At 37.7% G+C, this 13,225-nt stretch carries 5 protein-coding genes, 3 tRNA genes and 2 rRNA genes; 9 read left to right on the forward strand and 1 reads right to left on the reverse strand.

Going from position 1 to position 13,225, the window contains the following annotated elements:
- Positions 1–405: 405 nt before the first annotated feature.
- The 9 genes from C1I91_RS06230 (at position 406) to C1I91_RS06270 (ending at position 10,992) form a co-directional block, all read left to right on the forward strand.
- Positions 406–1,917: ribosomal RNA gene (locus C1I91_RS06230) — 16S ribosomal RNA — on the forward strand.
- A gap of 128 nt (positions 1,918–2,045) precedes the next feature.
- Positions 2,046–2,121: transfer RNA gene (locus C1I91_RS06235), tRNA-Ala, on the forward strand.
- Positions 2,122–2,126: 5 nt separating this feature from the next.
- A tRNA-Ile gene (locus C1I91_RS06240) sits at positions 2,127–2,203 on the forward strand.
- Between the two features lie 379 nt (positions 2,204–2,582).
- Positions 2,583–5,489: ribosomal RNA gene (locus tag C1I91_RS06245) — 23S ribosomal RNA — on the forward strand.
- The 16S and 23S rRNA genes sit together here with 3 tRNA genes alongside, the layout of an rRNA operon.
- A 69-nt stretch (positions 5,490–5,558) precedes the next feature.
- Positions 5,559–5,633, forward strand: a tRNA-Asn gene (locus C1I91_RS06250).
- Positions 5,634–6,039: 406 nt separating this feature from the next.
- Positions 6,040–7,026, forward strand: coding sequence for a polysaccharide deacetylase family protein (locus C1I91_RS06255; RefSeq protein WP_164880468.1), 987 nt, complete (start codon positions 6,040–6,042; stop codon positions 7,024–7,026).
- A gap of 357 nt (positions 7,027–7,383) precedes the next feature.
- Positions 7,384–8,070: a response regulator transcription factor gene (locus C1I91_RS06260; RefSeq protein ID WP_128212054.1), complete on the forward strand. Its 687-nt coding sequence runs from the start codon at positions 7,384–7,386 to the stop codon at positions 8,068–8,070.
- Between the two features lie 10 nt (positions 8,071–8,080).
- Positions 8,081–9,466, forward strand: coding sequence for a sensor histidine kinase (locus C1I91_RS06265; RefSeq protein WP_128212055.1), 1,386 nt, complete (start codon positions 8,081–8,083; stop codon positions 9,464–9,466).
- 11 nt (positions 9,467–9,477) lie between these two features.
- Positions 9,478–10,992 carry a hypothetical protein gene (locus tag C1I91_RS06270; RefSeq protein ID WP_128212056.1) on the forward strand — a complete coding sequence of 505 codons (1,515 nt, stop codon included), beginning with the start codon at positions 9,478–9,480 and terminating at the stop codon, positions 10,990–10,992.
- Positions 10,993–11,079: 87 nt separating this feature from the next.
- Here the strand turns inward: C1I91_RS06270 and C1I91_RS06275 are convergent, their stop codons facing one another.
- Positions 11,080–12,942 (reverse strand): LTA synthase family protein, encoded by a 1,863-nt coding sequence (locus C1I91_RS06275; RefSeq protein ID WP_128212058.1) that lies wholly within the window; start codon positions 12,940–12,942, stop codon positions 11,080–11,082.
- Positions 12,943–13,225: the final 283 nt, after the last annotated feature.

Below are 13,225 nucleotides of genomic sequence, written 5' to 3' on the forward strand. Positions count from 1 at the left end.
AAGAGTCTTATTATTAGAAGTTGTGGTAGTATATTGTTAGGTATACACTGCAAATTAACTAAAATAAGTATTGCTTTGAATTTTAATAATATATAGAATAATAAAGATATATTTAGGATATAGCAGTATTTGAGACTTAAGTTTCTCCAATGACAAATAGGGGCTGTTGAAAAATGTTTTTGGCCATGTTATATTAAATATCGTTGTCTGACAAATTAAATTTAGAAAAATACTTAGATAAAAAAGAGTGTTGACAAATTAAATTTATGATGATAATATAAATGAGCAGCAAGAAATGGTCTTTGAAAATTAAACAGAGTAAAATAAACAAAGTCTAAAACTAGACTTAAACCAGCAATTCTTTTGAAAAAAGACTTACTAAGTAAGTAAGCTATGATTAAACTTTAAATTGAGAGTTTGATCCTGGCTCAGGACGAACGCTGGCGGCGTGCCTAACACATGCAAGTCGAGCGGAGAAAGTTCTTCGGAACTTTCTTAGCGGCGGACGGGTGAGTAACACGTGGGTAACCTGCCTTATAGAGGGGGATAGCCTTCCGAAAGGAAGATTAATACCGCATAACATTTTCGTTTCGCATGAGATGAAAATCAAAGGAGCAATCCGCTATAAGATGGACCCGCGGCGCATTAGCTAGTTGGTGAGGTAATGGCTCACCAAGGCGACGATGCGTAGCCGACCTGAGAGGGTGATCGGCCACATTGGAACTGAGATACGGTCCAGACTCCTACGGGAGGCAGCAGTGGGGAATATTGCACAATGGGGAAACCCTGATGCGACAACGCCGCGTGAGTGATGAAGGCCTTCGGGTTGTAAAGCTCTGTCTTTGGGGACGATAATGACGGTACCCAAGGAGGAAGCCACGGCTAACTACGTGCCAGCGACCGCGGTAATACGTAGGTGGCAAGCGTTGTCCGGATTTACTGGGCGTAAAGGGCGTAGGTGGATGTTTAAGTGGGATGTGAAATACCTGGGCTTAACTTGGTGCTTTGCATTCCAAACTGGATATCTAGAGTGCAGGAGAGGAAAGTGGAATTCCTAGTGTAGCGGTGAAATGCGTAGAGATTAGGAAGAACACCAGTGGCGAAGGCGACTTTCTGGACTGTAACTGACACTGAGGCTCGAAAGCGTGGGGAGCAAACAGGATTAGATACCCTGGTAGTCCACGCCGTAAACGATGGATACTAGGTGTGGGGTTTCAACACCTCCGTGCCGCCGTTAACACAATAAGTATCCCGCCTGGGGAGTACGGTCGCAAGATTAAAACTCAAAGGAATTGACGGGGGCCCGCACAAGCAGCGGAGCATGTGGTTTAATTCGAAGCAACGCGAAGAACCTTACCTAGACTTGACATCTCCTGAATTACCCTTAACCGGGGAAGTCGGTACCTTTGGTACCGACAGGAAGTGGTGCATGGTTGTCGTCAGCTCGTGTCGTGAGATGTTGGGTTAAGTCCCGCAACGAGCGCAACCCTTATTGTTAGTTGCTACCATTTAGTTGAGCACTCTAGCGAGACTGCCCGGGTTAACCGGGAGGAAGGTGGGGATGACGTCAAATCATCATGCCCCTTATGTCTAGGGCTACACACGTGCTACAATGGCAAGTACAAAGAGACGCAAGACCGTGAGGTGGAGCAAATCTCAAAAACTTGTCCCAGTTCAGATTGTAGGCTGAAACTCGCCTACATGAAGCCGGAGTTGCTAGTAATCGCGAATCAGCATGTCGCGGTGAATACGTTCCCGGGCCTTGTACACACCGCCCGTCACACCATGAGAGTTGGCAATACCCGAAGTCTGTGAGCTAACCCGTAAGGGAGGCAGCAGCCGAAGGTAGGGTCAGCGATTGGGGTGAAGTCGTAACAAGGTAGCCGTAGGAGAACCTGCGGCTGGATCACCTCCTTTCTATGGAGAAATTATTAAGTACTGATGCATTTCAGACTTAATATACACGAATTCTGGTTGTTATTTACTCTGTTTAATTTTGAGATACCATTATTTTGGCGTCTTAATTTTTTTATATATACATATATGGGGGTATAGCTCAGTTGGGAGAGCACCTGCCTTGCACGCAGGGGGTCAAGAGTTCGAATCTCTTTATCTCCACCATATGTGGGCTTATAGCTCAGCTGGTTAGAGCGCACGCCTGATAAGCGTGAGGTCGATGGTTCGAGTCCATTTAAGCCCACCATTGTTCTTTGAAAATTGCACATAAGTTAAAGTAAAGATATTTACTGTTCTTTGTAATAAAACTACTGATAGCAATGCACGCTAGCATTGAGATCAGTAATGAATTTGCGAACTATTACTTACTAAAAGTAACCACTTTATTAAGTAGTTCTACTAGTTCAACGCATCTATGCAATGAATTATACCTAGTACAAACGCACACCAGCGTGAACAGTACATCTACAATTCAAACGCAGAATTTGCGAAGCAAATTCGGAGTATTATTAGAACCAAGCAGAACAAGGAAGCGACCGAACGAGCAGCGGAGCTTACTTCAGGTAAGTGAGCAGCGCAGTGACGGAGCTGACGCAGTAATGCGCCGGTTATAATAATACGACATAGGTTAAGTTAGAAAGGGCGCATGGTGAATGCCTTGGCATCAAGAGCCGAAGAAGGACGTGACAAGCTGCGATAAGCTTTGGGTAGGCGCAAATAGCCTGTGATCCAAAGATCTCCGAATGAGGAAACTCACGTAGGTAACCCTACGTATCTTATAGTGAATACATAGCTATAGGAGGGTAAACCTAGGGAACTGAAACATCTAAGTACCTAGAGGAAGAGAAAGAAAAATCGATTCCGTCAGTAGCGGCGAGCGAAATCGGAAAAGCCCAAACCAAAGATTTATCTTTGGGGTTGCGGACAGAACATAAGGTGAAGTTATTATTAATTGAAGATATCTGGAAAGATACACCGTAGAAGGTAATAGTCCTGTAAGTGAAAATAATAATAAACTAGTTCTGCTCCAGAGTACCACGAGACACGTGAAACCTTGTGGGAAGCAGGGAGGACCACCTCCCAAGGCTAAATACTACTTGATGACCGATAGTGAAGAAGTACCGTGAGGGAAAGGTGAAAAGAACCCCGGGAGGGGAGTGAAATAGAACCTGAAACCGTGTGCCTACAACCGATCAGAGCACCATATGTGTGTGATGATGTGCTTTTTGTAGAACGAGCCAACGAGTTACGGTATGTAGCGAGGTTAAGTACTTAAGGTACGGAGCCGAAGGGAAACCGAGTCTGAATAGGGCGAATAGTTGCATGCCGTAGACCCGAAACCGGGTGACCTATCCATGGCCAGGTTGAAGCGAAGGTAAAACTTCGTGGAGGACCGAACCACGTTGGTGTTGAAAAACCATGGGATGAGCTGTGGATAGCGGAGAAATTCCAATCGAACTCGGAGATAGCTGGTTCTCCCCGAAATAGCTTTAGGGCTAGCGTCGGATATGACTAATGGAGGTAGAGCACTGAATGGGCTAGGGGCATATCGCTTACTGAACCTTATCAAACTCCGAATGCCATATAGTATTAGTCCGGCAGTCAGACTGCGAATGATAAGATCCGTAGTCAAAAGGGAAACAGCCCAGATCGTCAGCTAAGGTCCCAAAGTATAAGTTAAGTGGAAAAGGATGTGGGATTTCTAAGACAACTAGGATGTTGGCTTAGAAGCGTACCACTCATTAAAAGAGTGCGTAATAGCTCACTAGTCGAGAGATCCTGCGCCGAAGATGTTCGGGGCTCAAACTTATCACCGAAGCTACGGCTAGTAGATTTAATCTACTGGGGTAGGGGAGCGTCGTAATCGGGCTGAAGTCGTACCGTAAGGAGCGGTGGACTGATTACGAGTGAGTATGTTGGCATTAGTAGCGAGAACTAGGTGAGAATCCTAGTGGCCGAAAACCTAAGGTTTCCTCAGGAAGGCTCGTCCGCTGAGGGTTAGTCGGGACCTAAGCCGAGGCCGAAAGGCGTAGGTGATGGACAATCGGTTGATATTCCGATACCACTGCAAATCGTTATTACCGATGGAGTGACGCAGGAAGATAGAGTGTGCTAGCTATTGGATGCTAGTCTAAGCACTTAGGTATACAGTTAGGCAAATCCGGCTGTATTAGCTGAGGTGTGATGGGGAAGGCCTTTTAGGCTGAAGTACTTGATTCTACGGCCGCCAAGAAAAGCTTCTAGGGAGAAATGTAGTGCCCGTACCGCAAACCGACACAGGTAGGTGAGGAGAGAATCCTAAGGCCGGCGGAAGAATTACAGTTAAGGAACTCGGCAAATTGACCCCGTAACTTCGGGAGAAGGGGTGCCTACGAGAGTAGGTCGCAGAGAATAGGCCCAAGCAACTGTTTAGCAAAAACACAGGTCTCTGCTAAAGCGAAAGCTGATGTATAGGGGCTGACGCCTGCCCGGTGCTGGAAGGTTAAGGGGAATCGTTAGCGGTAACGCGAAGCGGTGAACTTAAGCCCCAGTAAACGGCGGCCGTAACTATAACGGTCCTAAGGTAGCGAAATTCCTTGTCAGGTAAGTTCTGACCCGCACGAATGGCGTAATGACTTGGGCACTGTCTCAACTGTAAATCCGGCGAAGTTGTAGTGCAAGTGAAGATGCTTGCTACCCGCGATTGGACGGAAAGACCCCGTAGAGCTTTACTGTAGCTTAGCATTGAGTTTCGGTATTGTCTGTACAGGATAGGTGGGAGACTGGGAAACATCCTCGTTAGGGGATGTGGAGTCGACCTTGGGATACCACCCTGACAGTACTGGGATTCTAACCGGGCACCATGAAGCTGGTGACGGGACATTGTTAGGTGGGCAGTTTGACTGGGGCGGTCGCCTCCAAAAAGTAACGGAGGCGCCCAAAGGTTCCCCTCAGAACGGTCGGAAATCGTTCGTAGAGTGCAAAGGCAGAAGGGAGCCTGACTGCGACACTTACAAGTGGAGCAGGGACGAAAGTCGGGCTTAGTGATCCGGTGGTACCTCGTGGGAGGGCCATCGCTCAACGGATAAAAGCTACCTCGGGGATAACAGGCTGATCTCCCCAAGAGTCCACATCGACGGGGAGGTTTGGCACCTCGATGTCGGCTCGTCGCATCCTGGGGCTGAAGTAGGTCCCAAGGGTTGGGCTGTTCGCCCATTAAAGCGGCACGCGAGCTGGGTTCAGAACGTCGTGAGACAGTTCGGTCCCTATCCGTCGCGGGCGTAGGAAATTTGAGAGGAGCTGTCCTTAGTACGAGAGGACCGGGATGGACTGACCTCTGGTGCACCAGTTGTTCCGCCAGGAGCATAGCTGGGTAGCTACGTCGGGAAGGGATAAACGCTGAAGGCATCTAAGCGTGAAGCCCACCTCAAGATTAGATTTCCCATAGCGTAAGCTAGTAAGATCCCTCGAAGAACACGAGGTTGATAGGTCGGGGGTGTAAGCATGGTAACATGTTCAGCTGACCGATACTAATAGATCGAGGGCTTAACCAAAATAAATATTACAAAGTAAACTTAAGTGCAATTTTGAAAGAATAATCTTTCAAGATAATTTAATAATATTCCGCGGTAGCTCAATGGTGGAGCACTCGGCTGTTAACCGATAGGTTGGAGGTTCGAACCCTCTCCGCGGAGCCATTTGAATTTGTACATCAGTTATTTATTAACTGGTGTTTTTTGATTTTTAAAAAATTTTCATTACTATATAGTATGGCGAAAATTGTCACTTATAAAAATTATGTTGATAAAAAGATTTTATTATATTTTTTTATCACATAATTTGAGGTATAATAAATGTATATTCATTAAATTAATGTAAAAAAATGCAATATAATTAGAAGCGTATATATAAATTAAAAAAAATATCCAATAAAAAGGAAGTTAATTTACTTGCTAAATGCATGATGTTACAAATTTGTAATTTTCTTTTATAAAAATGTAATTTGTAGAGATGAAAAATAGTTTATTATGTATATATGTTAGATTTATTTAGAGATAATAAATCATAATATCCATATATATCGAAAATTAGGGGATGGTAGTTTTGTTTAATAACAAAAGAGCAAGGATGATGGCTAGAAGAAAAAGACGCAGAAGGGTTAGTGTAGCAGTATTTACAGGTACATTAATAATAGCAGCAGGATGTACTGTATTCCATTATAGACAGGGTGTCTTAGTGAAAAAAGAAGTTGTACAAGCATCTGTGATTAGTGATGCAAAGAACAATAATGTTAATATCGATAATACTAGTAAAAACAATAGTAATGATCAAAGTAGCAGCAGTAATAAAACTGATAGTAGTAGTGAAGTTAAGAGTAATACATTGAAAGAAATAAATAAAGAGCTTAGTGAAGACAAAAATAGTTATGATGCTGGACCTATACAGGATTTTATATCAAAGGGTATTAAGATTAATGATGATAAAAAGATAGCTTTCTTAACTTTTGATGATGGTCCTTCTACAACAGTAACACCTAGAGTTTTGGATATATTAAAAAATAATAATATAAAAGCTACTTTCTTTATAGTAGGTAAGGAATTAGAAAAAAGTCAAAAGGCAAAAGATATATTATTGGATACATATAAGCAAGGTAATGCCATAGGCAATCATACATATACACATGTTTATAAAACTTTATATCCTAATGGAACCGTAGATATTAATAGTTTTATGGGTGAGGTAGATAAAAATAATGATGCACTAAAAGGTGTGTTAGGTAAAGACTTTGTCACTAGACTGGTAAGATTTCCAGGAGGACATATGTCCTGGAAAGGTGTTGGAGCCACAGATAAGATATTTGATGAAAGAGGATATAAGTATATAGACTGGAATGCTTTAACAGGAGATGCTGAGGCAAAGCATAGAACTAAAGAACAGCTTTTTAATAAATATAAAGAAACCTTTAAAGGACAAAAAAAGGTAGTTATTCTAATGCATGATACTTATGGAAAAGAAACTTCTGCTGAAGTTCTACAAGATATAATAACAGATTTAAAAAATAAAGGATATGAGTTTAAAACCTTGAAATAATGTACAAGCTATAAGTAGGGAACCAAGTATGGTATCTCTACTTTTATAGTTTTAGGATATATAATATAATTATATGAAATATTGTAAGTTAATACAAAAGGCGCTTCTAATGTATAGTATTTAAATTAGGTGGTCATAAAGGATATGATATATGCGCAAGCTCATTTAAGAATCTGATGACTGACCACTTAAATTCAACATTACTATTAAGCAGAACCTAAAGATAAGAATCGACCTGTTGTAAAATAAAAATTAATGATTTTTTAATTTATTAGGGATTAAAATAGTTTATTATAAGGCTAAGTTTAGAAATAAAGGATTAGATTATTATAGATATTTATGTAGGAGGATTAGCAAATGGCAAAAATATTGTTGGTAGAAGATGAAGATAGTATAAGAGGATTTCTAAAAATAAACTTTGAGAGAAATGATTATAATGTAATCGAAGCTCCAAATGGAGAAGAAGGAATAAGACTGGCACTTTTAGAGAAACCTGATATTGCGATTTTGGATGTTATGCTTCCCGGTATAGACGGTTTTAAGGTCTGTGAAAGACTTAGAAAGGAATATCCCAACATGGGAATAGTTATGCTGACAGCAAAGGGACAAGACATGGACAGGATTATGGGGTTAGAATTTGGAGCTGATGATTATGTTGTTAAGCCTTTCAATCCTATGGAAGTTACATTGAGAGTGAAAGCACTATTAAGAAGAATGGATGAAAAGGTGGACAAGAAGGATAGTGATAAATTAGTATTGGAACCTTTTGAAATGAATTTATATTCTCAGAAGTTATTTAAATTGGATCAGGAAATAGATGTTACTCCTAAGGAGTTCTTACTTATGAAGATATTTCTTGAGAACCCAGGTAAAGCCTTTAGCAGAGATGAACTATTAAATCTTGTATGGGGAGTAAACTTCTTTGGAGACCCTAAAATTGTTGATGTAAACATAAGAAGATTGAGATCAAAGATTGAGGATACAGCTTCTACCCCTAGATATATAGAAACAGTATGGGGAACAGGTTATAGATGGAAGAAATAGGTGACAATATATGAGAAGTATAAAATATAAAATTACTATATATTTTCTGGTGGCAGTTTTTTTCACAGTTACACTGTTAGAAGTATTATTTATATTCTTTTTAAGAAGGCATTATTATGATAATACAGAGGCCTTATTAGTTAATCAGCTTAAAACTTCAGCAGACTTTTATAGAAAGTATTGTTATTCATCTTCTCTTGTTGATAATATATATGACAATGTGGATGTTTTTTGGAAGCAGACTAATGCTCAGGTTCAGGTTCTTGACTTAAATGGAAAGCTTATAGCTGATTCTATAGGTGTAAAAGAAGGCGTTGTAATTCATGATGATGATGTAAGAAAAGCTTTAAAGGGCGAAAAAGGAAGATGGATTGGAAGGGTTTATTATGATTCAAATGAAGTAATGGCAGTGTCGTACCCCTTAATGTCAGGAAATAAGATGGATGGGGTATTACGGTTTATTACTTCCCTTAAAGAAGTGAACAAATCCATTCGGGCTATATCTATACTGTTTATATCCATAGGGGTAATGGTATTTATGATAGGCGTATTCTTAAGCTATATACTAGCCAATAGTATTGTTAATCCAATAAAGGAAGTTACGAAAGTTGCGGAAAGAATGGCAGTAGGAGATCTTTTAGTTAGAAGTAATAGTAAAAGAGTTGATGAAATCGGTAGTCTGGCCAATACTTTAGATTATATGGCTGAAGAGCTAAAAAAGAGAGATGAGTTAAAAAATGATTTTATATCCTCTGTATCTCATGAGTTAAGAACACCGCTTACTGCAATTAAGGGCTGGGCAGTAGTTCTCAACAATGAAGAAACTGACAGAGCCATGCTTGATACTGGCTTTAAGATAATAGAAAAAGAGTCTGATAGATTGTCTGCTATGGTAGAAGAGCTTTTAGATTTTTCTAGATTTGTATCTGGCAAGGTTAAACTAAATATAGAGGATGTAGATATAAGTCAGTTGATAGATTATGTTAATGTTTATCTAAGACCAAGAGCTGAGAGGGAGAACATTGAATTTACTGTTTATTGTGAGCCAGATTTACCTTTAATAAGTGCTGATTCTAGTAGATTAAAGCAAGTGCTTATCAATCTATTAGACAATGCCTTCAAGTTCACTGATTCCCAGGGATCGGTTTTATTAAAAGTGTATAAAGCGGAAAATAACTTAAAAATCGAAGTAAATGATACTGGCTGTGGAATAAGTAAGGAAGAAATTCCAAGAGTAAAGGAGAAATTCTTTAAAGGTAAAAACTCAAAATCTCAAAATGGTATAGGACTTTCTATATGCGATGAGATAATAGAGATGCATGGGGGTACTTTCCAAATTAATAGTGAATTAAATAAAGGAACCAAGGTACTTGTTACCATTCCTTTTGAAGCCTAAGGGTGAAGAATATGAAAAATGTGATTAAGATATTTGAAATATTGCTATTAGTATTATATTTGACAGGATGTACAAGTATATCAGCTACACTAAAAGATCAAGGTGAAGTTATAGAAGCACCAAAGGTAAATAAACTAGATATAGAAGGTAGTTGGAAGATCACTAAGTATGAAGTTATGGATAATACTATAAGTGATAAAGCGGAAGCTGATGGGCTATTAAATAGCTCAGTATCCTTTAACCAAGAATTAGCAGCTGTTGGTAAGAATTATTTGGCCAATCCTAAATATAAATTGAAGGTTGTTAATTTAAGGTATTTTTTAATAAATGAATATAATTGGACTAATAGTAGTGATGCAATTAATAAAGATGTTGATGTCACCTCAGTATCAGATGATAATAACGTTTTTAGTGATTTTATTAAGTTAGATTCTGTTAATGGATTACTTATATATAGAGGGGTGCTTTATACTTTAGTGAAGCTTGGTGATACAACTTTACATCAGAGTGAAGTTGGAGTAAATATAAAGTCTAGTGATTCCATAAACAATTCAAATGAAAATTATAATGATCCAGTAGGTGTATTGTTAGGCATAAAATCTGCTAGAGAAAACCTTTCTGGAGGAAAATATGGAGCTGCAAGTTATAGAACTATATGGGTTTCTTTTAGTGATAATAAATTAGGGGAAATAAAGAGTATAAGTGATTTGCTTGTACCTAGAGCGAAAGGCTTTTGGACAATAAAGCTTGATCATCTGGAAGAACGAGGAACTGTAAATGAAGAGTTAGAAGTAGCACAATTAAACGAGGCCAAAAGGCAAGTAAGTAGAAAGGTTATTACTAAACTCCCTAGTTATGATTTGTATAGAGATATACAGTTTATCAGCAATGACTACATAGCTACTCAGTACTATATAGGTAGCAATTTTAACAATAATTATTATGCTGACCAGATGATGCCTATAGATAATACTAGATTTTCTAAAGGAATAGATATAGGAACTTTACTAGGTGAGGAAGCACAGAAAGCTTTTTATACGGCGTGGGATGAACAGGTCCGTAGTTTACCAAGCGCAGATAAAGAAAAATTGTACGTTTCAAAGCCTGACTATGAAAACTACACTATGGCAAGAAGAAATGGTCACTGGATATTACAGGGAAAGATAAGTGACAAAGATAAAAATAGTTCTAGTGGAGTTTCTTTCAATATTAATTATCCACCTACTAAAAAGCTTATAAATCGTGATAAGTTGTTTGTACCATGGAATTCAATAAAGGAAGTTGTACCTTCAGCATATGATGCATATACAGCTTATAATGGAAGACTAGTATTTATAGTAACAAAAGATAAAGTAAGCATATATGAAATAAGTAAAGGTAAGATAGTAGCTCAGCCAGTAGGAAGTATTGATCTTAAGGCTGATGAAAGTATAGTTATGTGCGAGTGGGCCGTAGGTTCTCAAAATGTAGATAGATGGTCTAAGGTTGTAAACTCAGTGACCGGTAACTATGCAAAAAAACCATAATGGATTTTTCCATTATGGTTTTTTTATTGTGCTATATAGCTCTTGTTAAGCTACAATCAAACAGTAATAAGTTTTTTTATGTTACATCTATTTCTTAAAATAATTACTCTTTATCATCTTGTCTGATAGTTGAAGAGATTTGACAGCTCTATCTTTATCCTCTGAAGAAATACTGCCGGTGCTCTTAAAGGTCTTATCTGTAAGTACAGCAAAGCTTTTGTTTGTTTTTAGAAGATTTCTTCCTAAAGCAGAGTTTGCGTATTTATTTTCATCTATACCAAGTACATAGGCAATAGTAGGCATTATATCTATTTGACCACCGTAAGTATCAGATTTTACTGGTTCTTTAAAGTTCTTTTGGTATATTATAAATGGCACAGTATGGTTGCCATTATCTAAATACCATGGCTCTGGGTTCTTCAGAGTGTTAACTTTATCATCATAGTATTTATGAACCCCTGTATGATCTCCAACAACTACAACAACAGTATTATCAAGTAAACCAGCTTTATCTAGATTGTCTAAGAAGATACCTATATGCTTGTCTGTATAGTGGACACTCTGGAAGTAGCTTCCCATTATATTATCTTTTAACTCACCTGTTAGCTTTAACTCCTTATACTTGTCAGGAAGGTCAAAAGGACCATGACTAGTAAGCGTTACAACAAAGGAGTAAAAGGGCTGCTTTAGACTTTGGATTTTAGGAACAACCTGTCTTAAATAAGTTCCGTCACTAAGGCCTAAACCTATTTGCTCATCATCCTGATAAGAATAATAGTCAAAAAACTTTTTAAAACCTATTCCTTTTAATCCAGCTGCATAGTTCCAGAAGGAACCTTTATCTGCGTGAATTGCAGCGGTATCATACCCCATCTCCTCTAATAACTTAGGAAGAGAATGATAGGTAGTGTTAGGATATTTAAAAAATGTGCTTCCGCTTCTTAAAGGAAGCATTGATGTATTAACCATTAAATCTGAGTCAGAGCTTGTACCTTCGTTAACCTGCTCAAAGGTATTAGGAAAGTATATGGAGTTATTTATAAGTTTATTTAAGCTTGGAGTAATTTCCTGGCCATCAATCTTCTGATTTATAACAAAGTTTTCTAGAGATTCAACTTGAATTACTAATAGGTTCTTATTAGCAAAAACACCTTTGTACTTATTATCAGGAAGACTTTCTTTCTTGTCTGTAAAGAAATTCCCTATTTCTTTATTCTCTTCAGCTGTAAGTTTGTATGGCTTTGAATCTTTGTATACATTATATATATCTAAAACGTGGTATCCAACTGCGGAAAAGTATCTAGCTGAATCCATAGGGTCATATCCGCTAAACATATAGCTGCCACTGACTTCTCTGTGAAGAATATAAACATTAAAAGGAATATAACCTATATATATTACTGAAATAGCAAAAACTATAGCAAAAGATTTTATACTACGTCTTACCTTTTTAAAATACCTTGAAGTAAAGAATATATAGATAAATAAAATTATAAAATCTAGTATGAATACTGCATCATATTTGCTTACTAGAGATAGTATTGTTCCAGACATATTGTCAAGGTTTGCAGTTTGAGTAACAACCATAACTGAAGGAACAGTTAGGAACCCCCTAAAGTACCATAAGTCAACTATCATAAGTAATGTAAGAAATAAATTAATTACAAGCATATAGATGTATTTACCGATACCTTTAAACAGAAAGCCAAAGCTGAGAAATACTGCGGTAAAGGCTAGATAATATTTGAAAAAGTATCGAGCTTTATTATAACCTATGAAAAAGTTAAAGGTGTAAGGATCTTTATTTTCTGCAAATCCTAAGAAAAAAGCACCTTTAAAGGCTATTGAGTATAGAATAAGTATGTAAAAAATTGCCCTTATTATATTGTCTTTAGTTAATTTAGTGGAAAGTTTTTTTATAGACGAAAGATTAAGTTTACCAATTTTCATCAAAACACCTCATTAAAATAGTCTTCTTAACTCAAAAATTATATTATAACTAAAATTATAAATCAATGAAATTATATAATTAAATTTTGGGATATATTGAAGTTATGTATATAAAATTACATAATTCTACACAAAAAAATATATATATTTATCGTGAGTACAAAAATTTGTTGAAGATATCTCATAATAATTATATTATATTAGTTAGATGAGTGGATAATATAGTACAACTTAAAAATAAGTTGGGAAATATGGTATTATTAACATAATGGTATGTAATAAT

The sequence above is a fragment of the Clostridium manihotivorum genome (assembly GCF_004015185.1).
GTDB classification, from domain to species: Bacteria; Bacillota; Clostridia; order Clostridiales; family Clostridiaceae; genus Clostridium_AR; species Clostridium_AR manihotivorum.

Coding starts and splice junctions, on each gene's coding strand:
- C1I91_RS06260 (WP_128212054.1), top strand. CDS start 7,384: ATGGCAAAAATATTGTTGGTAGAAGATGAAGATAGTATAAGAGGATTT.
- C1I91_RS06270 (WP_128212056.1), top strand. CDS start 9,478: ATGAAAAATGTGATTAAGATATTTGAAATATTGCTATTAGTATTATAT.
- C1I91_RS06265 (WP_128212055.1), top strand. CDS start 8,081: ATGAGAAGTATAAAATATAAAATTACTATATATTTTCTGGTGGCAGTT.
- C1I91_RS06275 (WP_128212058.1), bottom strand. CDS start 12,942: ATGAAAATTGGTAAACTTAATCTTTCGTCTATAAAAAAACTTTCCACT.